Source organism: Rhodococcus sp. 14-2470-1a (assembly GCF_002259425.1).
In the GTDB taxonomy this organism is placed as follows: domain Bacteria; phylum Actinomycetota; class Actinomycetes; order Mycobacteriales; family Mycobacteriaceae; genus Rhodococcoides; species Rhodococcoides fascians_E.
The window spans coordinates 36,784-62,737 of sequence record NZ_NPFZ01000031.1; the positions used below are offsets into that span (position 1 = coordinate 36,784).

At 64.8% G+C, this 25,954-nt stretch carries 26 protein-coding genes and 1 riboswitch; of the genes, 13 read left to right on the plus strand and 13 right to left on the minus strand.

The genetic code is table 11. The annotated features are described in order from the left end of the window. Window positions 1-128: 128 nt before the first annotated feature. Window positions 129-461 carry a hypothetical protein gene (locus CH292_RS19970; protein ID WP_019665984.1) on the plus strand — a complete coding sequence of 111 codons (333 nt, stop codon included), beginning with the start codon at window positions 129-131 and terminating at the stop codon, window positions 459-461. Window positions 462-510: 49 nt separating this feature from the next. Here CH292_RS19970 and CH292_RS19975 read toward each other — a convergent pair whose 3' ends face one another. Further along, window positions 511-2,028, minus strand: coding sequence for a leucyl aminopeptidase (locus CH292_RS19975; RefSeq protein WP_019665983.1), 1,518 nt, complete (start codon window positions 2,026-2,028; stop codon window positions 511-513). Between the two features lie 108 nt (window positions 2,029-2,136). On the opposite strand from CH292_RS19975, the gene gcvT reads away from it, so the two are divergent. Continuing rightward, the gene (gene gcvT / locus CH292_RS19980; RefSeq protein ID WP_179275390.1) at window positions 2,137-3,237 is read left to right on the plus strand and encodes a glycine cleavage system aminomethyltransferase GcvT; all 1,101 of its coding nucleotides are present in this window, start codon (window positions 2,137-2,139) and stop codon (window positions 3,235-3,237) included. A gap of 34 nt (window positions 3,238-3,271) precedes the next feature. Beyond that, window positions 3,272-4,375: a branched-chain amino acid aminotransferase gene (locus CH292_RS19985; RefSeq protein ID WP_033188543.1), complete on the plus strand. Its 1,104-nt coding sequence runs from the start codon at window positions 3,272-3,274 to the stop codon at window positions 4,373-4,375. Window positions 4,376-4,402: 27 nt separating this feature from the next. Here CH292_RS19985 and CH292_RS19990 read toward each other — a convergent pair whose 3' ends face one another. Genes CH292_RS19990 through CH292_RS20005 form a run of 4 tightly spaced genes read right to left on the minus strand, consistent with a single transcriptional unit; the run spans window position 4,403 to window position 7,500 of the window. After that, window positions 4,403-5,167: an adenosylcobinamide-GDP ribazoletransferase gene (locus CH292_RS19990; RefSeq protein ID WP_033188544.1), complete on the minus strand. Its 765-nt coding sequence runs from the start codon at window positions 5,165-5,167 to the stop codon at window positions 4,403-4,405. Beyond that, window positions 5,167-6,282, minus strand: coding sequence for a nicotinate-nucleotide--dimethylbenzimidazole phosphoribosyltransferase (gene cobT, locus CH292_RS19995; protein WP_373454689.1), 1,116 nt, complete (start codon window positions 6,280-6,282; stop codon window positions 5,167-5,169). The genes CH292_RS19990 and cobT overlap by 1 nt, the downstream gene beginning before the upstream one ends. Beyond that, on the minus strand, window positions 6,257-6,835 hold the full coding sequence (gene cobU / locus CH292_RS20000) for a bifunctional adenosylcobinamide kinase/adenosylcobinamide-phosphate guanylyltransferase (RefSeq protein WP_033188546.1): 579 nt from the start codon (window positions 6,833-6,835) through the stop codon (window positions 6,257-6,259). Before cobU ends, cobT begins: the two co-directional genes overlap by 26 nt. 14 nt (window positions 6,836-6,849) lie before the next feature. Next, window positions 6,850-7,500, minus strand: coding sequence for a DUF3043 domain-containing protein (locus tag CH292_RS20005; protein ID WP_019665977.1), 651 nt, complete (start codon window positions 7,498-7,500; stop codon window positions 6,850-6,852). 177 nt (window positions 7,501-7,677) lie between these two features. Here CH292_RS20005 and CH292_RS20010 point away from each other — a divergent pair, with 177 nt between their 5' ends. Both CH292_RS20010 and CH292_RS20015 read left to right on the plus strand, forming a co-directional pair. After that, complete coding sequence (locus CH292_RS20010; protein WP_019665976.1) at window positions 7,678-8,028, plus strand: iron-sulfur cluster assembly accessory protein; 351 nt, start codon at window positions 7,678-7,680, stop codon at window positions 8,026-8,028. A gap of 147 nt (window positions 8,029-8,175) precedes the next feature. Continuing rightward, on the plus strand, window positions 8,176-9,150 hold the full coding sequence (locus CH292_RS20015) for a carbohydrate kinase family protein (RefSeq protein WP_019665975.1): 975 nt from the start codon (window positions 8,176-8,178) through the stop codon (window positions 9,148-9,150). Between the two features lie 109 nt (window positions 9,151-9,259). Here the strand turns inward: CH292_RS20015 and asnB are convergent, their stop codons facing one another. Continuing rightward, window positions 9,260-11,185, minus strand: a complete 1,926-nt coding sequence (asnB, locus tag CH292_RS20020) for an asparagine synthase (glutamine-hydrolyzing) (protein ID WP_027498844.1) — start codon at window positions 11,183-11,185, stop codon at window positions 9,260-9,262. A gap of 223 nt (window positions 11,186-11,408) precedes the next feature. Here asnB and CH292_RS20025 point away from each other — a divergent pair, with 223 nt between their 5' ends. Together CH292_RS20025 and CH292_RS20030 are read left to right on the plus strand one after the other, a co-directional pair. Continuing rightward, a complete protein-coding gene (locus tag CH292_RS20025; RefSeq protein ID WP_026347926.1) occupies window positions 11,409-12,485 on the plus strand; it encodes a cytochrome c oxidase subunit II in 1,077 nt (358 codons plus the stop codon). A gap of 18 nt (window positions 12,486-12,503) precedes the next feature. Continuing rightward, window positions 12,504-12,920 (plus strand): cytochrome c oxidase subunit 4, encoded by a 417-nt coding sequence (locus CH292_RS20030; RefSeq protein ID WP_019665972.1) that lies wholly within the window; start codon window positions 12,504-12,506, stop codon window positions 12,918-12,920. Window positions 12,921-13,053: 133 nt separating this feature from the next. Here CH292_RS20030 and CH292_RS20035 read toward each other — a convergent pair whose 3' ends face one another. From CH292_RS20035 to CH292_RS20055, 5 genes are all read right to left on the minus strand, one after another. Next, complete coding sequence (locus CH292_RS20035) at window positions 13,054-13,320, minus strand: helix-turn-helix transcriptional regulator (RefSeq protein ID WP_027498845.1); 267 nt, start codon at window positions 13,318-13,320, stop codon at window positions 13,054-13,056. Window positions 13,321-13,630: 310 nt separating this feature from the next. Further along, window positions 13,631-15,388, minus strand: a complete 1,758-nt coding sequence (locus CH292_RS20040; RefSeq protein WP_094655567.1) for a cytochrome bc complex cytochrome b subunit — start codon at window positions 15,386-15,388, stop codon at window positions 13,631-13,633. Continuing rightward, complete coding sequence (locus CH292_RS20045; RefSeq protein ID WP_371828572.1) at window positions 15,385-16,587, minus strand: ubiquinol-cytochrome c reductase iron-sulfur subunit; 1,203 nt, start codon at window positions 16,585-16,587, stop codon at window positions 15,385-15,387. The genes CH292_RS20040 and CH292_RS20045 overlap by 4 nt, the downstream gene beginning before the upstream one ends. Further along, entirely contained in the window at window positions 16,584-17,426 is an 843-nt protein-coding gene (locus CH292_RS20050; RefSeq protein WP_094655568.1) for a c-type cytochrome, read from the minus strand. The genes CH292_RS20045 and CH292_RS20050 overlap by 4 nt, the downstream gene beginning before the upstream one ends. 103 nt (window positions 17,427-17,529) lie before the next feature. Next, complete coding sequence (locus CH292_RS20055) at window positions 17,530-18,141, minus strand: heme-copper oxidase subunit III (protein ID WP_026347923.1); 612 nt, start codon at window positions 18,139-18,141, stop codon at window positions 17,530-17,532. A gap of 151 nt (window positions 18,142-18,292) precedes the next feature. Between CH292_RS20055 and CH292_RS20060 the strand changes: the two genes are divergently transcribed. Both CH292_RS20060 and trpD read left to right on the plus strand, forming a co-directional pair. After that, complete coding sequence (locus CH292_RS20060) at window positions 18,293-18,775, plus strand: hypothetical protein (protein ID WP_179278022.1); 483 nt, start codon at window positions 18,293-18,295, stop codon at window positions 18,773-18,775. Window positions 18,776-18,854: 79 nt separating this feature from the next. Beyond that, entirely contained in the window at window positions 18,855-19,928 is a 1,074-nt protein-coding gene (gene trpD / locus CH292_RS20065) for an anthranilate phosphoribosyltransferase (protein WP_179275389.1), read from the plus strand. Between the two features lie 22 nt (window positions 19,929-19,950). Here trpD and CH292_RS20070 read toward each other — a convergent pair whose 3' ends face one another. Together CH292_RS20070 and CH292_RS20075 are read right to left on the minus strand one after the other, a co-directional pair. Further along, window positions 19,951-20,226: an Lrp/AsnC family transcriptional regulator gene (locus tag CH292_RS20070; protein ID WP_094655570.1), complete on the minus strand. Its 276-nt coding sequence runs from the start codon at window positions 20,224-20,226 to the stop codon at window positions 19,951-19,953. 10 nt (window positions 20,227-20,236) lie between these two features. Then, window positions 20,237-21,988 carry a DEDD exonuclease domain-containing protein gene (locus CH292_RS20075; RefSeq protein ID WP_019665963.1) on the minus strand — a complete coding sequence of 584 codons (1,752 nt, stop codon included), beginning with the start codon at window positions 21,986-21,988 and terminating at the stop codon, window positions 20,237-20,239. Window positions 21,989-22,114: 126 nt separating this feature from the next. Here CH292_RS20075 and CH292_RS20080 point away from each other — a divergent pair, with 126 nt between their 5' ends. From CH292_RS20080 to CH292_RS20095, 4 genes are all read left to right on the plus strand, one after another. Beyond that, window positions 22,115-22,396 (plus strand): hypothetical protein, encoded by a 282-nt coding sequence (locus CH292_RS20080; protein WP_019665962.1) that lies wholly within the window; start codon window positions 22,115-22,117, stop codon window positions 22,394-22,396. A gap of 115 nt (window positions 22,397-22,511) precedes the next feature. Then, a riboswitch (cyclic di-AMP (ydaO/yuaA leader) is annotated at window positions 22,512-22,675 on the plus strand. Between the two features lie 19 nt (window positions 22,676-22,694). Further along, a complete protein-coding gene (locus CH292_RS20085; protein WP_027498846.1) occupies window positions 22,695-23,255 on the plus strand; it encodes a C40 family peptidase in 561 nt (186 codons plus the stop codon). A gap of 309 nt (window positions 23,256-23,564) precedes the next feature. After that, window positions 23,565-24,626 (plus strand): C40 family peptidase, encoded by a 1,062-nt coding sequence (locus CH292_RS20090; protein ID WP_094628965.1) that lies wholly within the window; start codon window positions 23,565-23,567, stop codon window positions 24,624-24,626. An 8-nt stretch (window positions 24,627-24,634) separates the two neighbouring features. Then, entirely contained in the window at window positions 24,635-25,951 is a 1,317-nt protein-coding gene (locus CH292_RS20095) for a hypothetical protein (RefSeq protein ID WP_019665959.1), read from the plus strand. Window positions 25,952-25,954: the final 3 nt, after the last annotated feature.

Here is a 25,954-nt window from a genome sequence, read left to right on the forward strand (position 1 = left end):
CCTTCATCCTTCCATCCCTCGGCGTCGCATGTTCCCCGAGGGCTGATCTCGGACTGGCAAACTGGTGAGTAACACGAAGTGCGTGATCCGCGACGACAGATTGACGCACCGATGACAGGAGTCAAGCAGTGGGCTTGTTCGATCGTTTCTCTCGACGCGGCACTGGAGGTAGACGAGCCAAGGAGGGCTCGACCGCGCAGTACCTCGCGGACTGGACCGCGGCCAGGATCGGCGTCGAGGCGTACGTGGAACCGAAGACGACAGTGACTCCTGTCACTGTGGTTCTGGTAGCCAACGACGGCGAGTGGACGCGCCGTGCCGTCGACGAGCGTGATATCCGAAAGATCGGCCCGGACCTGAAGATTCCCGTCTACGACGTCCGCAAGACCCGCTACCCCCAGCGCATGCGTGACTACGACGCGCGTCAGAAGATCCTGCGCAAGCGAGCCGAAGGTATGTGAGTGGAAATGTAGGCCCTGGCCTACATTTCCACTCACATAGCCGGGGGGGCTAGCCGTTCTCGACGATGTCTTCGAGTACTGCGAACATCGTCCGCACCGGCACACCCGTGCCGCCCTTGCCGATGTAACCGAACGGCCCACCCGTGTTGTAGGCAGGACCGGCGACGTCGATGTGCGCCCACTCGACACCCTCGGCGACGAACTCCTTCAGGAACAGTGCCGCCGCCAACATTCCGCCCGCACGACCGTTGGTGACGTTCGCCAGATCCGCGACCTTGGAATCCAGTTCGCGGCGAATCTCCTTCGGCAACGGCATAGCCCAACCGTCCTCGCCGACGGCCTGCGACAGCGCCGCGACGCGGTCACGGAACGCGTCCGTGCCCATGACGCCAGGCGTGCGGTTGCCGAGCGCGACGACCTGCGCGCCGGTCAGCGTCGCCGTGTCGATCAGGTAATCCGGGTCGTCCTCACAGGCACGCACGATGGCGTCGGCGAGAACAAGACGTCCTTCGGCGTCGGTGTTGATGACCTCGACGGTGATGCCGCCGTACTGGGTCAACACGTCACCGGGACGCTGCGCGGTCCCGGACGGCATGTTCTCGGCCATCGGAACGGTAGCGACGACGTCGAGCGCGAGACCGACTTTGGCGGCGAGGATGACCGTCGCGATGACGGCGGCGGCGCCGGCCATGTCGGACGTCATGTTCTCCATGCCCGCGGCAGGCTTGATGGAGATGCCGCCGGTGTCGAACGTGATGCCCTTGCCGACGAGCGCGACCTTCTTCGACTTTCGCTTGCCTCCCGAATGGCTCAGCCGAACAAGCCGCGGCAGCCTCGACGAGCCCTTGCCGACGCCGTGGATGCCGCCGTACCCACCCTTTTCCAGCGCTTTGTCGTCGAGAATCTGGACACTCAGACCCGCCGCGGTGCCCAGTTCCTTGGCGCGCGCCGCGAACTCCTCGGGGTAGAGGTGGCTCGGGGGAGTGTTGACGAAGTCACGCGCGAGCGCGACGGACTCGGCAATGGCCAGTGACCGCGCCAGCTCCGACTTCGGCTCACGCGCACGAGGATTCGCCACGAGAAGTTCGACCCGAGCGACCGGGCCTGCGTCCGGACCCGGTGCGGACAGTGCGGACTTGAACTCGGTGAACGTGTACGCGCCGAGGTAGAAACCCTCGGCGGTCGCACCGAGATCCAGCGAGGACAGAGTGGTGGCAACGGTTCCCGTACCGCTCAGTGCGCGAGCCGCGGTGCCGGCCGACCGCCGGATGCGCTCGTCGTCGATGTCCGCCGACGCGCCGAGGCCCACACCGAGAACACTGGAGACACCCAGTGCGGAGGGCGCGGGAATGCGCGTGAGTTCGTCCGCCTTGCCCGTTGCGCCGACGCTGTCGAACGCGTCGAACAACGTCGTCGCGACGGCGTCGTCGAAGACGTCCTCGTCGGTGTGCAGTTCCAGCCCTTCGTCACTCGTGCTGAGTGCGACGACGAGCACGTCGACGTTCTTGCCGATTCGGCCGGCCAGCGCCAGCTCGGGTCCGAGAGTGCGGGATGAAGTCGAGGGCACGTGGCAGCTCCTACAGAGGGATCGATTGTGTCGGTCGGCTTCGATGGTAGTGACCCCCTCGGTGATGATCACCGCCGCGAGGGCTGTTGTCCGCTAGCGTTGGCGACCATGAGTGAAGCCGAGCTCGTTCGAGGTCCCGCGCACACCGTTCACGTCGAACTCGGTGCCACGTTCGCACCGTTCGGTGGTTGGGAGATGCCGGTGTCCTACGCCGGGGTCGTCGCCGAACACAAGGCCGTTCGAGAATCCGTCGGCGTCTTCGACGTCAGCCACCTCGGCAAGGCGATCGTCAGTGGACCGGGTGCAGCAGCATACGTCGACGCGACGTTGACCAACGATCTCGGCCGCATCCGGCCGGGCAAAGCCCAGTACACGTTGTGCTGCACCGAGTCCGGCGGGGTCGTCGACGACCTCATCGCCTACTACGTGAGCGACGAAGAGGTGTTCCTCGTTCCGAATGCCGCCAACACCGCAGCGGTAGTCGCGGCGCTGGCGGCGCAGGCACCCGACGATGTCACCGTCGCCGATCTGCACCGAGACTTCGGCGTGCTCGCCGTCCAGGGTCCGGGATCACGCGCAGTCGTGGAGAGCCTGGGCCTCCCGGCGAACATGGAATACATGGCCTTCGCGGACGCGACGTGGCAGGGGAAGTCGGTGAGGGTGTGCCGTACCGGCTACACCGGAGAACACGGGTACGAACTGATCCCCGCGTGGTCCGACACGGAAGCCCTGCTGCGCGCGCTGGCCGACGAGGTTCGAGGCGCCGGCGGGCAGGTCGCCGGACTCGGTGCCCGAGACACCTTGCGCACCGAGATGGGTTACCCACTGCACGGCCACGAACTGTCGCTGGACATATCCCCGCTCCAGGCCCGCTGCGGGTGGGCGATCGGCTGGAAGAAGGAACAGTTCTGGGGCAAGAACGCTCTCGCCGCGGAGAAGGCAGCAGGCCCCGTGCGCGTGCTCCGTGGAGTCAAGGCACTCGACCGAGGTGTCCTTCGCCCCGGCCTCACCGTCACACACGGCGGAGAGCCGATCGGAATCACCACGTCCGGCACTTTCTCGCCCTCGCTCGGAGTCGGAATCGCTCTTGCATTGCTCGATTCGAGCGCCGCGGTGACACCGGGAGACACTGTGGAGGTCGACGTGCGTGGGCGCACCCTGGCGTGCGAGGTAGTCGCTCCACCCTTCGTCTCCGCCAACACCAAGTGAATAGCCGTGTGCGCGGAGGATTAAGATTCCGCACATGACAGGCACTCCCGAATTCACCCGCGTGCAGCACCCCTCTCCGGCGCCGTCGGAAGCCAGAGAAGCAGTACTGGCCGCGCCCGGGTTCGGGAAGTTCTTCACCGACCACATGGCCATCATCGACTACACCGCCGAGAAGGGCTGGTACCAGCCGACGATCGCGCCGTACGGTCCCATCGAGCTCGACCCTGCCGCGATGGTTCTTCACTACGGCCAAGCCATCTTCGAAGGCCTGAAGGTGTACCGCCAGCCGAGTGGAGAATTCGCGTCGTTCCGAGTGCTGTCCAACGCGGAGCGCTTCCGTACGTCGGCGAAGCGGCTCGCGATGCCGGAACTACCCGACGAACTTTTCCTCGGATCGATCGAGCAACTGCTCGCTGTCGATCACGAGTGGGTTCCCGAGGCCGGCGGCGAAGACGCCCTGTACCTGCGTCCGTACATGTTCTCCACCGAGGCAGGCCTCGGAGTCCGGCCGGCGGACGATTACCGCTACATGCTCATCGCGTCACCCGCAGGCGCCTACTTCCCACGTGGCGTCAAGCCCGTCAAGGTGTGGCTCTCGACCGAGTACGTTCGGGCCGCGCCAGGAGGCACCGGTGCAGCCAAGTTCGCGGGCAACTACGCCGCGTCGCTCCTCGCACAGGCCCAGGCCAGCGACGAAGGCTGCGATCAGGTGGTCTGGCTCGACGCCATCGAGCGGCGCTACGTCGAAGAAATGGGTGGAATGAACCTGTTCTTCGTCTTCGGCTCCGGATCCGACGCCCGGCTCGTCACCCCGTCCTTGTCGGGCTCGCTTCTGCCGGGCATCACGCGCGACTCGTTGCTGACGCTGGCAACGGACTCCGGCATCCCCGTCGAGGAACGCCGGATCTCCACCGAGGAATGGCGCAAGGGCGCTGAATCGGGCGAGATCACCGAGGTCTTCGCATGCGGAACCGCCGCCGTCATCACCCCGGTCGGAACCGTGAAGTCCGCCGACGGTGAATTCGCCATCGCCGACGGCGAGCCCGGCGAAGTGACCCTCGCGCTCCGGGACACGCTGACCGGAATTCAGCGCGGCACCTTCGCCGACACGCACGGCTGGATGACCAAGCTCGGCTGACCAGTCTGCCTTCCGCGGATCGTCCGGTCAGGCGGAAGGCAGCCCCGCCAGCAACCCCACCACGACGATCGTCGTCGTCGTCTCCACAGCTGCGCCCAGAACGTCTCCGCTGACACCGCCGAACCGTCGGACACAATGCCGGACGCCCAGTGCGGCCGCGCCCAACGCGATGACGAGTACCAGCGGACCCTGCCACCACCGACCGTCGACGGCGAGAGTCGATGCTGCAACAGCCAGTACCGCCCACGTGGACACCACGACGCGGGACTGCGAATCCGCAACCAGCGCACCGAAACCGGTGTCCGACGCGGGCCGGACGCCGCGTCGACACGCGAGAACGACGGCGACGCGCCCGGCAGCGACAGCGACGACGACAGACCACCACTGCTCGGCCGAGGCGAGAGCGCCGAACCCGGCGGCCTGAACGAGCATCACCAACCCGATGGCCGCGACGCCGAACGGGCCTGCGCTTCCGGACCGCATCACTTCACGGGCGCGCTCGGGTGGCCCATAGCACCCCAGTCCGTCAGCGGTGTCCGCCAGCCCGTCGATGTGCATGCCTCGGGTCAGCAATGCGAGCGCAACGACGCCCAACGCCCCGGCCAGCACGGCAGGCAGAGACGCGGCAACCACGCCGATCCACAGAACGGCCGCCGCCGACACACCGAGCCCGACTCCCACCAGCGGTGTCCACCCGATCGCCGCACGGGCGTCGTCGCGACCGACCGTCTCCGGGCCGCGCACCGGCACAACCGTCAACCACGACAGTGCCAGGCGCGGTCCGATGAGCATTACGTGGTGGTGGTCTCGGTGCTGACCCCCGCGGCAGAGAACGTGGACATCTCACCGAGGGTCGCCACTGCCGCATGCACCACGTTGAGTGCAACAAGTGCACCCGAGCCTTCCCCGAGCCGCATGTCGAGTTCGAGGACCGGCTCGATACGCAAGTGGCGCAGTGCAATCGAATGAGCCGGCTCGGTCGAGCGATGACCGGCAACCCACCATTCACGCCCACCGCGAGCCGATTCCTCCGCGACCAACGCCGCAGCAGTGACGACGAGGCCGTCGAGAATCACCGGCGTACGACGGTGTGCTGCCTGCGCGAGAAAGCCCGCCATGGCCGCGATGTCGGCGCCCCCGGCGACTCGAAGCAACGCCACCGGATCCTTCACGACGGGCCGTGCCCGGCGCATCGCGTCACGGATCGCTGCGGTCTTCCTGATCCAACCTGCGTCGTCGACGCCGGTTCCCCGCCCGACCGCGGCGACGGGTTCGGTGTCGGTGAGCGCGGCGATCAACGTTGTTGCGGGAGTGGTGTTTCCGATTCCCATGTCGCCCGCGATCAGCAGATCGGCACCGCCGTCGACCTCCTCGTCCGCCACTGCGCGGCCCGCGTCGATCGCGGCGAGAACCTCGTCGGACGTCAGCGCATCCTCCTGGTCGATGGAACCGCTGGACCGGCGAACCTTGTACGCGCTCACCGTCGGATCGGTGTCGGTCGCGACCGAGATGTCCACGACCCGAACCGACGCCCCGGCAACCCCGGCAAGCGCATTGACCGCAGCGCCGCCGGCAGTGAAGTTGGCGACCATCTGCGCGGTGACCTCTGGCGGGTACGCCGACACCCCGTGCGCAGCCACACCGTGATCACCGGCGAACACCACCACTCGTGGCCTGACGATCGGCGACGGAGGGCATCGGTCCTGGCAGGCGGACACCCACTCGCCGAGCTCCTCGAGCCGCCCGAGGCTGCCCACGGGCTTGGTCAGCGATCGCTGCAGCTCCGAAGCTTGCACTCGCAACTCCGCCGACGGAGGTGCCACGGGGCGCAGGGGCGTCGAGAAGTCCTCGGACTCCGAAGGGGCTGTCACAGGCGACCTTTCATCGAAAATCGGAACCGCTGTCATCGTCGGTCGTCGGGTCGTCGGACTTCAGCGGCAGCGGGAGGCCGGCGACGACCAGAACGACCGTCTCGCACGTGGCGGCCAGTCGGGAATTGAGGGTACCCATCTCGTCCTGGAACAGCCTGCCCGAGCGAGTCGCGGGAACCACGCCCCACCCCACCTCGGGACTGACGAGAACCAGATCGCCCCGGTACCGCTGCACGGCCGCACACAGCGCGTCGGTGGCTGGCGCGACGGTTCCTCGCGGCAGATCCCAGGCACCGGCGTCGTCGAGGGCGCCGGTCAACCAGGTGCCGAGATCGTCGACGATCGTCGTACCCGGATGTGCTTCGCGCAGCGTCTCCACCAACCCGTCCGACGACTCCACGGTGGACCACTCCGATGGACGACGCGCGCGGTGCGCGTCCAGACGAGCATCCCAATCCGCGTCGCCGGCGATGCGGCGTCCCGTCGCGACATATCGAACAACAGGCGCCTCGGCGGCAAGAGATTCCGCGTACGCAGACTTACCCGACCGCGTACCCCCGAGGACGAGCGTGCGCCGCACGGTACTCACGTGGGCCGCAGCGGTCAGACTGCTGCGCCGCGCTCGACGCGTGGCTTCGGCGCGCGCATCTTGCGCAACTGCGACGCGCGGACGAACGCGTACCAACCGAGGCGGAAACCACCGTCGGTGGTGTCCGGGAAACGCTCACGCACCCGATTGTTGATCTGACGGCCGATGAAGATGCCCTCGATCACCATGAACAGCATCATGACGAACATCGCGAGAGTCACGAACGCCTGAACGGCCGGGCTGAGAAACAACGCGAAGATCAGGAGTAACGCCAACGGCATGAACAAGCCGACGAGGTTGCGTCGTGCATCCACCAGATCGCGCGCAAAGGCCCGAACCGGACCCTTGTCGCGGGGGAGCAGGTACTTGTCCTCACCGGCCAGCATCCGTTCACGACGCTCGGCAGAGGCAGCACGCCGCTCGGCTGCGGCTTTCTTCCGGTCGTCCTTGGAGCCGCGGTTCGCCTTCCTGCGCTCGCGGGCTTCCTTGCTCGTCATCGGCGGTGGGGCGACCGGACCGCGGCGCCGCGCCTCGGCTTCCCGACGCTTCGGCGTCGGGCGACCCTTGCCGACGGCAGGAGCCGTCTGGTCCGTGGCGGGGGACTCGACGGACTTCGAATCGTCCCCGTCCGAATTGTCAGAGTTTCCGCGGCGTAGCAACTTCACCCTCCCAGGTTATGGGATGACGACGAAGTCCTGAACACCGGCCGCGTCGCACACGTCCGAAGTCCGGGGTTTCATACGATCGAATCGGTCTTCGACGCCCGTGGCTCGTGAGGAATAAGCGGGAGCGGAGTACGGTTGAGGCGTTCACGGGTTTGGTACGACTGACAGGGAGAGCCCATGACCGTCTCGAACGAGACCATCACGCACAAGGTCACGATGACAGAAGCCGCGTCGTCGAAGGCCAAGGCGTTGCTGGATCAAGAAGGCCGCGACGACCTCGCACTGCGCATTGCTGTGCAGCCCGGTGGTTGCGCAGGTCTGCGCTATCAGCTCTTCTTCGACGATCGAAGCCTCGACGGCGACCTCGCGGTCGACTTCAACGGCGTCACGCTCGCCGTGGACCGGATGAGTGCTCCGTACGTCGAGGGTGCGTCCATCGATTTCGTGGACACCATCGAGAAGCAGGGCTTCACGATCGACAACCCGAATGCCACAGGCTCGTGCGCCTGCGGTGATTCGTTCAACTGAGTTTTCAGCACAACCTCTGACCGGTACTCGCTCGCGGGTACCGGTCAGAGGTCTGTTCACACCCAATCGCTACGTGAGTGAAAATGTAGCCCAGGGGGCACATTTCCACTCACATAGCCCGTCTCGCCAACCGAAAGGCCCACCCACGTGACACTCGCGGTATCGGGATCGATAGCCACCGATCACCTCATGCGATTTCCGGGCAAGTTCGCCGAGCAGATCGTTGCCGATCAGCTGTCGAACATCTCGCTCAGCTTCCTCGTCGACGATCTGGTGATCCGCAAAGGCGGAGTCGGCGGGAACATCGCATACGCACTCGGTGTCCTCGGCGGATCACCGCTTCTCGTGGGAGCCGTCGGACCGGACTTCGGCGAGTACCGCGCGTGGTTGGAAGCCAACGGCGTCGACTGCGGGGGCGTGCGAGTCTCGGAGTCCGCACACACCGCTCGATTCGTGTGCACGACCGACGAGGACATGGCTCAGATCGCCTCGTTCTACCCCGGTGCGATGAGCGAAGCTCGTGACATCACGATCGACGGATTGGTGTCCTCGAGTCCCATCGAACTCGTTCTCATCGGTGCCAACGATCCCGACGCGATGATCGCGCACACCGACCAATGCCGTGCGAGCGGAATTCCGTTCGCAGCCGATCCGTCGCAGCAGCTGGCGCGACTGACCGGCGAGCAGGCAATTGCCCTCGTCGACGGCGCGACCTACTTGTTCACGAACGAATACGAGTGGGGACTGCTGCGTCAGAAGACCGGACTGTCCGAGGCGGAAATCGCCGCGAAGGTCGGACTGCGAGTCACCACGCTGGGCAAATCCGGTGTGGAGATCGTCGCCGCCGACGGTACGAGGACGCATGTCGAGGTCGTACCGGAAACAAGCAAGGTCGACCCGACCGGCGTCGGTGACGGATTCCGCGCTGGATTCCTGCTCGCGCACCGCGCCGGTGCGACGGTCGAGCGCGCCGCCCAGCTCGGCTCGCTCGTCGCGGTTCTCGTGCTCGAGACCACCGGTACTCAGGAATGGACCTTCGTGCGCGACGACGCACTGAAACGTCTCGGCGCGGCCTACGGCTCCGTCGCGGCCGAGGAGATCGGCGCACTCCTGCCGTCGTAGGTCGCTCGGTATCGCAGTCCTCACGTCGATGGCCCGCACGCAACAGTCGAGATCGTTGCGTGCGGGCCATCGAAGTTCAGGTGGAGATTCAGAGTCAGCCTGTGTCCCGTCAGAGGTCCACCGGGTACGTCGGCTCCGCGATCTCCGGGACGATCCGCTTCTCCACGAAGATCCCGTGCCACACCATGAAGATCAACACGGTCCACAGCCGTCGGCTGTGATCGGACTTACCGTCGCGGTGCTCGTTCAGCATCGCGGTGATGGCCGCCTTGTTCAAGATGTGATCGGTCTCCGACGCAGCGATCTGCTCGTGCGCCCAATCGAACAATTCGGTTCCGCGTAGCCAGTGCCGAAGAGGGACCGGGAAGCCCAGTTTCGCGCGATGCAGAACATGGCCGGGCACGATTCCTTCGAGCGCCTGCCGCAGGGCGTACTTGGTGGTGTCCTTCGTGATCTTCTGCTCCAACGGCAGCTTCTCGGCGACCGCGAACACCTCGTTGTCGAGGAACGGGACACGCAGTTCGAGGGAATTCGCCATGGTGATCTTGTCTGCCTTGACCAGAATGTCGCCGCGCAACCACGTGAACAGATCGAGGTGCTGCATTCTCGCCACCGGATCCCAGCCCTGCGACTGTGCATAGATCGGCGCCGTCACGTCCGTGTGCGTCCACTCCGGACGGAAATCGCGCAGTACCGCCCTGAGCTGAGCGTCACCGAAACTCCGCGCATTGCCGTAATAGCGCTCCTCGAGCGACATGGATCCGCGGTGCAGCAAACTTTTACCCCGCGTACCGTCGGGAATCCTCTCGCTCAGAGCGCCCGCCGCGCGACGCAGACCCCTCGGCAGGTACTCGAACGGTTTGAGCGACAGCGGCTCCCGATAGATGGTGTAGCCACCGAAAAGCTCGTCGGCGCCTTCACCCGACAACACGACTTTGACGTGTTTGCGTGCTTCCTTCGCCACGAAGTAGAGCGGCACCAGAGCCGGATCCGCGACCGGATCGTCGAGGTACCAGACGATCTCCGGAATCGACGCTGCGAACTCCTCGGGGCCGACGACCTTGACGACATGCCGAGCCCCGATCGCGGCGGCCGACTCCGCGGCCACATCGACCTCCGAGTAGCCCTCACGCTCGAAGCCGGTGGTGAACGTGATCAGGTTCGGATTGTGGCGCATCGCCAGAGCCGCGATGGCGGTCGAGTCGATGCCGCCCGACAGGAACGATCCGACGGTGACATCGGCCCGCATGTGCTTGGCGACCGAATCCTCCAGCGCCTCGGCGATCTCCTTGTAGCGAGCCGCCTCGGAACCCGCCGCGAACGGCTTCACCGGGAACTTCGGCGTGAAGTACCGAGTGACCACCGGAGTCCCACCGGGGGAGAGGGTCGCGTAGCAACCGGACTCGAGGCGTCGGATCTCACGATGCAGCGTCTCCGGCTCGGGTACGTACTGCAACACCGTGTAGTGCTCGGTTGCTCTCGCGTCGAGGTCAGTGCCGATACCCACCAGGTCCGTCAGCTCCAGCAAGCTCTTCTTCTCGCTGCCGAACGCGGTGCCGCCCGGACCGGTCGCCATGAACAGCGGCTTGATACCGAACGGGTCACGCGCCAGAAACAGCTCGCGCGTTTCCGTGTCCCAGATGGCGAACCCGAACATGCCACGCAGCCGTCGCACAGCCGTCGGACCCCAGTAGTGGAAAGCCGCCACGATGGACTCGCCGTCGCCCTCGGTGAAGAACTCGGCGCCGTGATCGCGAGAGAGTTCCTCCCGCAGTTCGAGGTAGTTGTAGATTTCGCCGTTGAACGTCAGTGCGTAACGCGTCGGGTTCTCGGGCGGCCCCCACCGAAGCGGCTGATGTGAATGAGCGATGTCGATGATCGACAGACGATTGAATCCATAGATGATGTCGTCGTCGTGCCAGGTGCCCGGTTCGTCCGGTCCGCGGTGGCGCATGCAGTGCATGGCGGAGGACACGAGGTCGACTCCCGCAGCATCGGTGCCGGTCGACGTCAGTACACCGAGTAGTCCACACACAGCGTCTGCTACCTCGTTTCGCAGTTGGGGATTGGTCCGCTGCCACGGCGTCAGCATCCTGACGCCCCAGGCGGCACGGAAACCTCGAGTATGCCGCAGACACGGTACGCGCAACGCGGGCGACCCAAGAGTGGTGATGCGACGGCTTTGGTCTACGCTGCGTAGTACTAGGGCATCCGCATGTGGAAGCCCTCATTCTTCAGTGGTGAGCGATCAGGAAGGCGTGAACGTGGCGCAGAGTCGGATCCTTCGGCGAGCTGGGCTAACAGTATTTCTCGGCTTGGCCGCGTTGCTGTTGTCGGGTTGTTCCATCGACAACGATGTTCTGCGCTTCGGCTTTCCGTCGGGCATTACTCCCCAGGGCAAGTCGATTCGAGAATTGTGGACCTGGTCCGTGGTGGCAGCCCTGATCATGGGCATCATCGTGTGGGCCCTGATCTTCTGGGTGGTCATCTTCCACCGCAAGAAGAAGGACTCGCCCGAGTTCCCGCGTCAGACGGCATACAACGTGCCCCTGGAGCTGTTCTACACCGCAGTTCCCTTCGTCATCATCGCGGTGCTGTTCTACTTCACCGTCGTCGTGCAGAACTACGTCGACGAGAAGGAACCGAATCCGGATGTGACCGTCGACGTGACGGCGTACCAGTGGAACTGGAAGTTCGGCTACCAGACGGTGGACCTGAAGGACGGCGTCGTCAAGTACGACGGCACCGACCTCGAAGCGCAGGCTGCAGCCGAAGCCGCCGCCGATCCAGGTGAGGGTGCCGAAGGTAGCGAGGACGGCGAATTCGTTCCCGGCGCAATCCACGGTGCAAGCCCGCAGGATCTGTCCTACCTGCACTACAACAAGATCGAGACCGTCGGCACCAGCAACGAGATTCCGGTTCTGGTCCTCCCGACCGGCAAGCGCATCGAGTTCGTTCTTGCCTCCTCGGACGTCATCCACGGTTTCTGGGTTCCCGAGTTCCTCTTCAAGCGAGACGTCCTCCCGAACCCGAAGGAAAACCACTCGGACAACGTCTTCCAGATCTCCGAGATCGAACGCGAAGGCGCCTTCGTCGGCCGCTGCACCGAAATGTGCGGCACATTCCACGCCATGATGAACTTCGAGGTGCGCGCAGTATCCCCGGACGACTTCCAGGAATACATCGAGCTTCGCAAGCCCGAATCCGACGGCGGAGAAGGCCTCACCAACGCTCAGGCGCTGGAAGCAATCGGCCAGTCCCCGATCGCCACCAGCACCATCCCGTTCACCACGGACCGCTCGCAGAAGTCCGAATCCGTCGCCGAAGGCAACTGACCCAGGAAGAATGCTGAAATGAAAATCGAAGCCAAGATCTTCGAGATCCTGACTGTCTTCTTTCTTCTCGTCGGGATCGTGTACGCCCTCTTCACCGGATTCTCACGGACCGGCGTCGAATGGGCAGGTGTCACGGCCATCGCACTGTCGGTCGGTCTGACACTCATCATCGGAACGTACTTCCGATTCGTCGCCCGTCGTCTCGACACTCGTCCCGAAGACTTCGACGATGCAGAGATCAGCGACGGCGCAGGCGATCTGGGCTTCTTCAGCCCCGGAAGCTTCTGGCCGATTCTGCTCGCCGGCGCCGCATCGGTCACCGCCATCGGATTCGCGTTCTTCCTCTGGTGGCTCATCGCCTTCGGTGTCGTGCTCGTCTTGTCGGCAGCCGCCGGACTGGTGTTCGAGTACCACCTCGGACCAGAGAAGCACTGAATTCACACAGCTCACACGACGACTGACGCCGACTCCCGATTGGGGGTCGGCGTCAGTCGTTTCTGCGTGTCGTACAGCGGCCACGTAACAGTCTTTGCCCGACGGACTCCGCACGGTGGGTCCAGTGAGTCCCTCAGGACGCGTCGGCCTGACGATCGGCGTCGGCAAGGGTGGCTGCAACCTGATCGAGTGACAAGCCCAGCGTCCGGCACAGCGCCGCAACAGTGAAGAACGCAGGCGTCGGAATCCGGCCCGTCTCGATCTTGCGCAACGTCTCCACCGAAATCCCCGCCTGCGCTGCAACATCCGTCATCGTCCTCGGCCCGCGAGTAGAGCGAAGCAACTCACCCAAGCGAAGACCTCTCGACAGCTCCTCGGGGGACAACGGAATACGAACCATGTCACCAATAGTAATACCGGCCCACGCCGTCCAAGACCTCCGCCTCGCTGGGTAGCCGCACCGAACGTCACGTTCAGTCACTCTGAGTGACCGAACGCCACATTCGGTCCTACAGGTGGACTTTCCGAGGTGACCGAACGTCACGTTCAGTCACTTGGAGTGACCGAACGCCACGTTCGGTCCGCGAGGGAGCCGGGAGGCAGACGGGTGAAGGGTGCCGGATGCAGGAGGGTGGGGGAGGGGAGGGGGTACGACATACGACGAGGGCGGCACCGGATCGGTGCCGCCCTCGTCGTGGTTCTGCGTGTAGCTAGTGCTCGCTGTCGCTTTCCTGGCGTGCGGGTGAGTGATCACCGTTGCCGTTCGAAGCGTGGCCGTTCGAGCCGTTGCCGTTGTGACCGTTGGCCCCGTTGCCGTTGTGGCCGTTGTGGCCGTTGCCGTTGGAACCGTTGCCGTACAGCGACGTCTGGTAGTCCTTCAGCATTTTCAGCTGCTCGAGTTCGCCGTGGTGCAGTGCTTCCTCGAGTGCCTTGCTTTCGGAGACAGGGTCGGGACGGAAGAGCGATCCGGATCCGGGCTTGCCGGCCGAGCCGAGCTTGCTCATCTTCTTCGGGACAGCTGCGCCCTGGTAAGGCAGAGCGATGGGGTGTCCGTGGTCGTCGACAGGTCCGAGCGGCTGGTGCACCTCCACGTACTGACCGTGGGGGAGACGCTTGATGATGCCGGTCTCGATTCCGTGGTCGAGTACTGCGCGGTCACTGCGCTGCAAGCCGATGCAGAAGCGGTAGGCCACGAAGTAGGCGATGGGCGGCAACACCAGTATGCCGATACGGCCGATCCACGTCATTGCGTTCAGGGAGATGTCGAGCTTGTACGCAATGATGTCGTTGATGCAGGAGAGCGTTGCCACCACGTAGAACGCCAGAGCCATGGCACCGATCGCGGTGCGGACCGGTACGTCGCGGGGACGCTGCAGCAGGTTGTGATGAGCAGTGTCTCCGGTGAGGCGCTTCTCGATCCACGGGTACGCGATCATCACGGTGAAGACGAGGCCCATGATCAGGGCGACTGCGAACACTGCGGGGATCGTGTAGCGGTTGGCGATGTAGATGTCCCATGCCGGCCACAGTCGGGCCAGTCCGTCCGTCCACATCATGTAGAAGTCGGGCTGCGAGCCGGCGGATACCTGAGCCGGGTTGTACGGGCCGAGGTTCCAGACCGGGTTGATCTGCAGCAGACCGCCCATGAGTGCGAGTACACCGAACGTGACTGCGAAGAACGCACCGGACTTGACGGCGAAGACCGGGAGAATGCGAACGCCGACGACGTTCTTCTCGGTGCGGCCGGGTCCGGGGAACTGCGTGTGCTTCTGGTACCAGACGAGTGCCAGGTGAGCCGCGATCAGCGCGAGGATGATGGCGGGCAGCAGTAGAACGTGGGCGACGTACAGGCGCGGGATGATGATCGTGCCGGGGAAGTCGCCGTCGAAGATCAGCCAGTGCAGCCACGTTCCGACGATCGGGACGCTCATCGTGATGCCGGAGAACGCGGCGCGGAGGCCGGTGCCGGAGAGCAGGTCGTCGGGGAGGGAGTATCCGAAGAAGCCTTCGAACATCGCGAGGATCAGCAGCAGGCAGCCGATGACCCAGTTGGCCTCACGGGGGCGACGGAACGCACCGGTGAAGAAAATGCGCATCATGTGGACGATGATCGACGCGGCGAACATCAGCGCTGCCCAGTGGTGGATCTGGCGCATGAACAGACCACCGCGGACCTCGAACGAGATGTCCAGTGTCGTGGCGTACGCCCGAGACATGGTGACACCGCGAAGCGGTTCGTAGATGCCGTTGTACTCGACCTCGCTGAGCGAGGGGTCGAAGAACAGCGTCAGGAAGACACCGGACAGCAACAGGATGATGAAGCTGTACAGCGCGATCTCGCCGAGAAGGAACGACCAGTGCGTCGGGAACACCTTGTTGATCTGACGGCGCAGACCCGGTGCGAGGTGGTACCGACTGTCTACGTCGTTCGCCTGCTTCGCTGCGAGTGTCTGCAGTGAAGGACTCATGATTCACTCTCCGCTTCGCGGTTCGGACGCTCCCAGAAGGCAGGTCCGAGGGCTTCTATGAAGTCCCCGTTGGCAACGAGGAAGCCTTCTTCGTTCACGGTGATCGGCAGCTGTGGCAATGCGCGAGCGGCGGGGCCGAAGATCGGCTTGCCGTATTCCAGCGCGTTGAACTGCGACTGGTGGCACGGGCACAGGATGCGGTTCGTTTGCTGCTCGAACAACGAAGTCGGGCAACCCAAATGCGTGCAAATCTTGGAGTAGGCGAAGTAATCGCCGTAGTTGAAGCTTTCCTGGCCCTTGCGCTTGATGGCCGTCTCCGCGTCCTCGGTACGAAGACGAATGAGCATCACCGAGTTACGAATTCCACGCAGCGACATGAGAAGCGCGTGGTCGTCGTCGCGATCGGCCTCGCGGAACGGGAACACAGTCTCCATGGCTCCGGCATCCATATCCTCGGGGCGGACCAGAACGACGTCGTGTGGCCGTCCGGTATCGCGCCTGAGATAGATCGTCTCTCCAGGGTAGCGCGGCGTCCAGCCGGACACCCAGAGCGGAGACTTGTCACCTTCGGCCCACGGATTCTTGATCAGGCCACCGAGCGGCATCAGCGCCATGATTCCGAGTGCGCCACCGCCGAAGAACAGTGAACGCTTGATGACCTTGCGACGACCGATCGTCGACGTCTCCAGCGAATCGCCGAGCTCGGCGACGACGGTCTTGCGGTCGACCTCGGACGAACCACCGTCGTGGCGGTCCTGGATGGACACCTCTTCGGGGATGAACTTCTTGGTGAACTGGACTGCGCCGACGCCGACACCGAGGATCGCCAGACCCATGGTGAGGCCGATCAACGGGGTGTACAGCGAGTAGGCGCCGTAGTTCTCTTCGCCCATGCCGGCGTACTGCCAGGGCCAGAACAGGTAGATCGCGATGAACGCGACCGCGGACACGCCGGCGAGAGTGAACCAGGCAGCAACGCTGCGCTCGGCCCGCTTCTCTGCGCGGGTGCCCTTCACAGCCCAACGGTCGCGGCGGTACGCGACGTCCACGTGGTCGAGGTTGGTGCCGAGTTCGACCAACTGCTCACGTGTCATACCGGCGAGTTCCTCGTCGGTGTACTTCTTGTTCAGATCCACCTTGTCGACCTTCGCGCTGTCATCGTGGCCATGGCTTGTGCGTTCGGGATCGGCTTCGCTCATGACCGTGATCCGATCCACATCGTCGCGCCGACGACGGCAGCGATTCCGACAACCCAGATAGCAATCATTTCCGTACCGGGTCCGAAGCCGCCGAGTCCCCATCCACCGGGAGCCTTGGTCTCCTGAGCGGACTTCACGTAGGAGATGATGTCGATCTTCTCTTCCTGCGTCAGCTGACGGTCGGAGAATTTCGGCATGTTCTGTGGGCCGCTGATCATGGCCGCGTAGATCTCCTGCTCCGATGCAGGTCCGAGCGGGGGAGCGAACTTACCGGAGGACAGTGCGCCGCCCTCACCGGTGAAGTTGTGGCACGACGCACAGTTCAAGCGGAACAGTTCGCTACCGCGAGCGACGTCGCCGCTGGCGAGCGAGGACTGCGCGATTTCGCCGTTGCTGTCGCGGATGACCGTGGGGCCTCCACCGTTCTCCTGGATGTACGCGCCGAGAGCGTCGATCTGCTTGTCGTCGAACTTCGGTGGCTTACGGATCGCCTGAGCTTCGTTACGTACGGCAGGCATACGTCCCGAGGAGACCTGGAAGTAGACGGCAGCTTCGCCGACGCCGATGAGGCTCGGGCCGCGGTCCTGCACACCCTGCAGGTTGACGCCGTGGCACGTGACGCACGAGGTGTCGTACAACTGCTTGCCTTCGCGGATCAGAGCGGCCGAATCCTGATCGGCCGTCGCGACCTGCGGGGTGGGGGTCAGAGCCGATGCGAGAAATCCTGCACTCAGGAGTCCCATCATCAGCACGAGCGCACCGGTCACACGGCGACGAGTCTTGCGCTTGCGCCTGTTCTTGGCTGCGGCATCGGATGCTGCTGGGTGAGATGAACTCATCTTCTATCCCTTGTCGTGTCGGGACGGACCGAACGGCCTGGGGCTGATACAGGTCGTTCGCTGCGGTTGGCGAAGTGAAAACACTTGATCTGCTTTATGTCTACTAGCGGATGAAGTAAATGGTGGCGAACAACGCGATCCACACGATGTCGACGAAGTGCCAGTAGTAGGACACGACGATCGCGGCGGTGGCCTGTGCCGGCGTGAACTTACTGACAAGCGTTCGAGTAATGAGGAAGACGAATGCGATCAGACCGCCGATGACGTGCAGTCCGTGGAATCCGGTCGTGATGTAGAAGACCGATCCGTAGACGCTCGAGGAGAGCGTCGTGCCTTCGTGAACCATGTGGTAGTACTCGTAGCCCTGTCCGGCCACGAAGAAGATGCCCATCGCCAGGGTGATGACGTACCAGCGTCGCAGTCCGAAGACGTCACCGCGCTCGGCGGCGAAGACCCCGAGCTGGCAGGTGAACGACGACGCGATCAGCACGGCGGTGACCGGAACGGCGAGCGCGAGGTTGAGCTCGGTCGGTTCCGGTGGCCAGTTTCCGTTTGCCTGCGCCCTCGCGACGAAGTACATCGCAAAAAGTCCAGCGAAGAACATGAGTTCGCTCGACAGCCACACGATGGTGCCGACGCTGACCATATTGGGACGGTTCAGCGAGTGCACGCGTTGGGTGATTGCCGATCCTTGAGTCCCTACAGCGCTCGTCACAGAAAGAAGTATGACTGCTCGTAGTACCGGAGGCATACTCGGGTCCGGTCTTGGCGCGTCGCCGACGCAGGGGTGATTGCCGGTTCCCGCGTATGGCCAGGTCAAGCGCATCGACCACGCTGCGCATAGGTTGTCGTGCAAGGCTCGCCTCATGGCAACGAACGGTGGCGCATCATGGTTCCGGCGGTTGTTCGGAGGGGCGAAGACTGTTCCTCTCGACCCCGCCAGGGACGATTTGGTGGTAGTGGCATTTTCCTTCGACGACGTCGAATCGTGTTCGACGGCGCTCGGTCGCGGAGCGGCTGCGGGATGGGTCGACACAGCGGAGGCGGTGTTCCGTCATCACCTGGTGTTGCCGCCGGACCAGATCGAGGACGCGACGGCCGTCGCCGCGCAGGACGGGTACGAGCCGGTGATGGATCCGCGCCCGCGCCCGGAGATTCCGACCATCGGTTACCGCCCGAGTGTCGAGGGCGGTGTCGGCCTGACGCTGCAGCGGGTGCAGGTGATCGACGCGTTGCACTGTTCACAGGAACGCTCGCGAATGGCCGGTCTCGCGCAGCGGCGAGGTGGTGTGGTCGAGGGGTGGGATGCGCTGCAACCTGGAGGGGCGTCTCCGGCCGGTGCTGACTAGGCTTTCGGTCGCACGTCGCGGACTGCCGATCGAGAGCGTCGAGCTCTGGAACGGCCGAGGAAGGTATGGGGAGTAGTCGATGACAGATGCGAGCAACGGTGTGCCGAGCAGGACCTGGAAGGCCGTACTCGGTGCGCTGACGTCGAACGTCGATCTCTCCGCCGACGACACGGCTTGGGCGATGGACGAGATCATGTCCGACAACGCCACTGCCGCTCAGATCGCGGCCTTCGGTGTCGCTCTGAAGATGAAGGGTCCGACTCCGGAGGAAGTGAGCGGACTGGCGAACTCGATGCTGGGCCATGCGACCTTGGTCGACAGCGAACCGAATGCCGTCGACGTCGTCGGTACGGGTGGCGACGGCGCCGACACGGTCAACATCTCGACGATGGCCGCCCTCGTCGTGGCGTCGGCCGGAGCTCCGGTGGTCAAACACGGCAACCGTGCTGCGTCTTCGCGAAGTGGGACGACGGATGTGCTCGAGGCCCTCGGAGTGAAGTTCGGGCTCGGAGCGGACGGTGTCGCGACCACGGTCCGAGACGTGGGAATCGGGTTCTGTTTCGCGCCTGTCTACCATCCGGCGCTGCGTTTCGCGGGCCCTCCGCGGAAGGAGATCGGCATCCCGACGGTCTTCAACGTGCTCGGTCCCCTGACCAACCCGGGGCGGCCGCGGGCGGGTCTGATCGGCTGTGCGTTCGACTCGTTGCTTCCCGTCGTGGCCCGGGTGTTCGCCGGTCGTGGCACCAGCGCATTGGTCGTCCGTGGTGACGACGGCCTCGACGAGATAACGCTGTCCACGACGACGACAGTGCACATCGTGTCGGGTGGCGACGTGACGGTGGCCAGGATCGACCCGAGGGACTTCGGGTTCGATCTCGTCGACATCGACGCGCTCCGCGGAGGCGACGCTGCCTTCAACGCGCAGGTGGCTCGGGAGGTGTTCGCCGGCAAGCACGGTGCGGTGCGCGACGCAGTCCTTCTGAACGCCGCTGCGGCACTGACGGCGCACGACGGGATCACGTCCGGGATCGTCGCCGACGACTTGACCGGTCTGCTGAAGCGTGGTGTCGAGCGTGCTGCTGCCGCTGTCGATTCCGGAGCAACCGCAGGCCTGCTCGATCGATGGATCGCACGGTCCAACGAACTCGATTGACGGGGTCGCTGCGCCCGGCCGACTACTCGCCTATGGAGAAGCCCGCATCTATGTCCGCGCTGGAGTAGGACTGGAACGCGATGTGGGTGGCGGTGTTCACGACACCGGGCACCTTGTTGATGTGCTGCGTGATCACGTCGGCGATCTGTGCGTGGTCCCTGACCTTGACGATCGCGATGAGGTCCACGTCCCCTGCACACGAGTAGACCTCGGTGACGCCATCGACGTCCGCGACCGCCTGTGCGGTCTCCGGGATGGCGTGCGACTCGGCATCGATCATGACGATTGCGTTGATCATGCTGCCGAGTTTAGAGCGCCGCACGAAGGTGGGCGCCGACGCCGGTGTCCTCCACCGGTGTGACGGCCATCGCGCGTTCGTGCCTGGACACGGTGCGAGCGGTGGTGCACCACTGCCGCCACCCTCCGGCTCCGTGAACGGGCTCTGCGTATCCGTCGGTGGTCCGGACGATCCTTACGCCGTCGGATTCGAGCCAGCGGCCGACGAGGGCTACTTCCTCCGGTGATGCGCCTCGAAAGGGCGTGGAGTCCGGCACGACGGTTTCCGCGGCTGCCACGATCGCTTCCACGACGGGCATCGGGTGCACTCGGCGCGCGGTGACGGCCGATGCAGCGAGGCGGCCGTGGCGGACCACGGCCAGTTCCCACCCACCGTCCGGCGCACGTCGGGCGACGATCAGCTCGGCGATCGCCGCGATGGCTGCGAGCCGGTGCATCCGGCGTAGAACGTCTGCAAGCGAAGCGAGCCTGTCTCGAAGCCTGGCTGCGGACTCGAACAGCTCGGCATCGGACAGCGCGGAGATTCGATCCCGGGCGGCCTGAAGCGCACAGTCGTCGCGTCCGTGTGCGAGCTCGACGAACCGGCCCGGCAGGATTGCGTACTCGTCGGGCGTGAGTGGCGTGGGGCCACCCGCGGCGCACCCGCCGACAGCTTCGCCCGGACACGCGTGCAGGGAGGTGCGGGGGATGCGGCGAGTGCAGGTACGGATACCGAGTACCTCGGAGACGAGCGCAGCGGCGTCGGCGGCATCACCGCGGGCGCCGAAGGGGCCGATCGAGTTCTCCGTCGGTGAGCGGACGACGGAGAGGCGTGGAAACGCCTCCGTGGTCGTCGTGATCCACCAACCCTTCTTGGGGAACTTGGAGCGGCGGTTGTACGGGGGGATGTGGGCGCACAGAAGTCGAAGCTCGCGCACTCCGGCTTCGAGGGCATGGGCGCATTCGACGTGGTCGACGCCGACGGCGAGGCCCACCATTTCCTTCATGCGGCCACGCGTCTCGGACCCGGTGAAGTAATTGCGCACGCGCCGCTGCAGATTGTTCGACGTGCCGACGTACAGCACCTCGTTGCCCGGTCCCTTGAAGAGATAGACGCCCGGGGTACGGGGTAGGTGAGAGGCGAGTGAGCGTTTGGCTCTCTGCCCGGCCGACACAGCAGGCAGGTAGTCGACGAGTTCCGCGTAGCTGTGGACACCCTGATTGCCCACTCGCTCGATCAATGCGTGCAGTACGTCGACCGTTGCTCGTGCATCGTCGAGGGCGCGGTGGGTGGGTACGGTGCTGACCTGGAAGAGCGAGGACAGTGCCGACAGTTTCACCGAGGGTGCCTCGTCGCGGGTGAGTACTCGTCGGGCGAGTTTGACCGTGCAGAGCACCTGGAACTTGGGCCAGGCGATGTCCAGCCGTGACGCGGCCGCCCTGAGGAAAGCAGTGTCGAAGCGGGCGTTGTGTGCGACGAGGACCGAGCCGCGGGCGAACTCGAGAAAGCTGGGCAGCACTCGGTCGATCCGAGGGGCGCCGATCAGCATGGCAGTGGTGATCCCGGTGAGCTCGACGATGTACGGCGGAATGGATCGGCCCGGGTCCACCAGCGTCGCGAACTCGGCGATGACCTCGCCGCCCCGAATCTTCACCGCCCCGATCTCGGTGATCGCTTCGGTGTCCGGGCTGCCACCTGTGGTCTCCAGGTCGACTACGACGAACGTCGTGTCGTGCAACGGAGTGTCGAGCTCGTCGAAGCTCAGCTGAATCGGGACGCTCACGAGTGCAGACGGTAGCGACAGGCACCGACAGCAATGCCGATCTTGCTCGGGACGCTGAACGTGTCGGAGTGGATCGCTAGGTTTCGCGGTGAAGGGTCGACCAAACGGGAAAGAGATGGAGATCACATGATCATCGATTGCAGTGATTGCAAGGTCCGTGACATCGCGTGCGCAGACTGTGTCGTGACGGTGTTGCTCGGACCGCCCGGTACGGCCGAGGGGCGTCCGGTGGACGTCGGGATTCCGCGCCCTCGGATAGCGCTCGACCAGGAAGAACTGGGGGCCATGGATGTTCTTGCCGAGAGTGGTCTCGTGCCGAAACTACGTCTCGTCGTCGGCCCGGAACAGGACCCTTCCGGGGGTTCGTTACCGGCTCGTGACACAAGCGGGGATCGACGCGCAATCTAGGGTCGAATCGACTTCTTCGGGTCGCTTCGGCGAGTTGGGGTCGACACAGGGGTATGCCGTTTCGTAATCTTCCTGAGACCTTGCGGAGTCTCGCCAATCCAAACCGGAGCGGCGTCGCAAGTCACCGCCTAATCGGGATGCTCGCGAGAGCGCCCGTACCGGGAACCCGATTTCCATTGGGGTGAATCCTGCTTCGGCCGCTACCAGCGTCCGGGTGGGTAGGGCTGATCTTCCCAGCCCGAACCCGTCAGCTAACTCGGTCGGCGGATGAGTGGAAGAAACGGAGCAACCCTTTCTCGTGGCGTCACATACTTCAACCCGCCAATTGCGTCGAATCCTCGTAGCCGGCGCGATCACTGCCGGTGCGGTCGTTCTGCCCGCAGCCCCCGCAATGGCGGCCCCCATCACCATCCCCGGAGTCGGTACCTTCGAGATTCCGGAAATCCCAGGTCTTCCGCCGCTGCCGACCGAGATCCCCGGTCTGCCTGCGGCTCCCGCACCGCTCGCACCACAGGTCACCCCGGCTGCCAAGGCAGTTCAGGCCGCCGAGTCGAAGATCGGATCGCCGTACGTCTACGGCGCTTCGGGCCCCGACTCGTTCGACTGCTCCGGACTCGTTCAGTGGGCGTACAAGCAGGCCGGCATCAGTCTGCCGCGCACCAGCTACGACCAGGCCGCGGCAGGCACCCCCGTGTCGCAGTCCGACCTGCAGCCGGGCGATGTCGTCTCCTTCTACGGCGGATCGCACTCCGGAATCTACGCGGGCAACGGCAACGTCATCCATGCGTCGACGTCGGGTGTCCCCGTCAAGGTCGCGCCCGTCTCGTCGATGCCGTTCGACGGAGCACGTCGCTACTGATTCGATGATCGTGTGTAAGGACAGCACCAGGAGTGAGCCTCACGGGCTCGCCTGGTGCTGTTTTTCGTCAGGCACCGGTGCGTGGAGCCTGGCAGGTCGCCGAATGGACTCGTCAGCTGCCGAACCGTAACCTGTTCGAGACCGTCGACCTCGATGGAGCAGGATCGAGTTCCGGAAAAAGTCCGAAATTTCGGTCTCGTTCCACGCTCGCGGGCACCTACTCATGGGTAGGGTTTGTTTCTTCGCCGAAAGTTTCATCTCGGCGCACCCCTTTGGACTACGAACTGCAAGAACGGAGAGTCACCTTTCGTGGCGACACCGACTGTCAAGCGCATCACCCGCTCGAAGAAGGGCATTCTCGCGGCGGCCATTCTCGCGGCCTGCCTCGTCGTCTCTCCAACAGCCGTGGCCGGCGCGCAACCGGGTGTCGACAGTGCGTCCGACGCCCAGACGCGGCTCGCAGATCTGTCCCGGGAGTCCGAGCAGACGACGGAAGCTCTGCACAACGCCCAGATCGACCTGGATGCGAAGACGGCCGTGCAGCAGGACGCCGAAGCCGCTGTAGGTGCGCACCAGGCCGAGCTGGATCGGGCCCAGGAGGCCCTGGCGCAGGTGAAACCGGCCGTGGACAAGGTGGCCAACGCCAACTACCAGGGTGGCCGCACCAACCGCCTGTTCGCCGTGATGGTCAGCGACTCTCCACAGCAGCTCCTCGATCAGATGTCCGCACTCGACGTGATCTCCGCCGAGACGGCGCGTCAGGTGGAGCAGTTCAAGCAGGCCGGTGCCGATGCCGCGGCGGCGGATCAGGCAGCACGTGCCGCGGCCGACGCCGCGCGTGCAGCAGCGGAGCAGGCCAAGGTCGTCAGCGACGATCTTCAGGCCAAGCAGAGCGAGCTCCAAAGTCAGATGGCGGAGGTCATCGCCAGCTTCAACGCACTGTCCGGAGCGGAGCAGGCCGAGCTTGCGGGTTCGCCTCTGCCGCCCGGGTTCGATCTGTCCAAGATTCTGTCCAACCTCATCCCCGGGTCGGGTTCCGGTGCCCTGCAGGCTGGGCTCACCCAGATCGGTAAGCCCTACGTGTGGGGCGCGACCGGACCGGACGGCTTCGACTGCTCGGGCTTGGTCGTGTGGGCCTACAAGCAGGTGGGAAAGACCCTGCCGCGGTCCAGTCAGGCTCAGGCCGCGGGCGGCGCTCCCGTCGATCAGAAGGACCTGCAGCCCGGAGACGTCGTGCTCTTCTACCCCGATGCGTCTCACGTCGGCCTGTACGCGGGCAACGGCAACGTTCTGCACGCCTCGACGTTCGGCGTCCCGGTGAAGGTGCAGTCCATGGCGTCGTTCCCGTACTACGGCGCACGTCGCTACTGATCTTCGTCGTGCGAACGCGGGCGCTTCGTTCGGCGTTCGCGTCGTTGTGTGCAGTGGTCGTGCTCGGTTCCTGCGCGTCCGGAGCAACCACGACTCCACCGCCGAACTCACCGCAGTCGACGACTGTCTCGAACCCTTACGAGGACGGTCGGCGGAACGGCGTCGAGGCGCTGCTGCAGAAATGGGCGGACGCACTCCGCACCAACGACGTCGACGCGTTGGAGCAGGTCGTCGATCCCGCGGCGGATCCCGAGTTTCTGCAGGCCCAGGTCCGTCGAGCGAACGACATGTCCGCAGTCCCCTTCTCGGACTGGGGATACGAACTGGTCGACGAGCCGGAGGTTCCGGTTCCCTCGGCGATCGCGTCGCCGCTGAACGCCGCCGACGTCTGGGCGCCGTCCGTGGTGCTGCGCTACGCAGTGTCCGGACCCGACGCCGAATCGACACGGCGACCGGTTTCCCTGGTGGTGGCGCGGCGTGGTGACGAGTGGCGCATCGTGTCGGACACACCGGTGCCGGGAACGGATCGGACGACGTGGCGCGGGCCGTGGGACTTCGGGCCCGTTATTGCCCGATCGGTTGCCACCGCGGGTGGTACCTCCGTCGTGCTCGGCCATCCGGACCAGAGCGCGCTCGTCGACGCGGTCGTTGCCGAGCTGCCCTCGGCCGTCGATGCCGTCACGAGTTTCTACGGCGACGACTGGCCGCAGTCGGCGTTGATCTTCACCTCCGGATCGGCAGCGGAATTCGCGGCATCGGCCGGAGACGCCACCGCGGAGTCCGACGTCGCCGCCGTGACTGTCTCGGATGCGGTGCGCCAGGACCGGCCGGTGACCGGGCAACGAGTCGTGTTCGGGCCCGCAGCGCCTGCTCGGCTCACCGATGTCACGACCCGAACCGTTCTGCGCCACGAGCTCACCCATGTCGCGGCCAGATCCGACACCGTCGACGGCTCACCCATGTGGGTCCTCGAGGGGTTCGCCGACTATTCGGGCTACCGCGAATCGAATATCGAGTTCGACCGTATCGCACCGACTTTGAGTGCTGTAGTGATGCAGGGAGGTCCACCGACGGTGCTTCCGGAGGATTCCGACTTCGCGGCGGGGGGAGTGCGCACCACGCTCGCGTACGAGTCCGCGTGGTCGGTCTTCGCCTTCGTGGCAGCGGAATTCGGCGAGCCGGCACAGCGCCGGTTGTACATGCAACTCGCCGACGGCCCCAAGACTGCAGTCGAGACAGCGGCGGGCGTCGCCTCCGCTCTGGGAACAGGCTTGGACGAGTTCGTAAGCCGATGGGGGTCGTGGGTTCTCCAGCAGTCCCGCTGACCT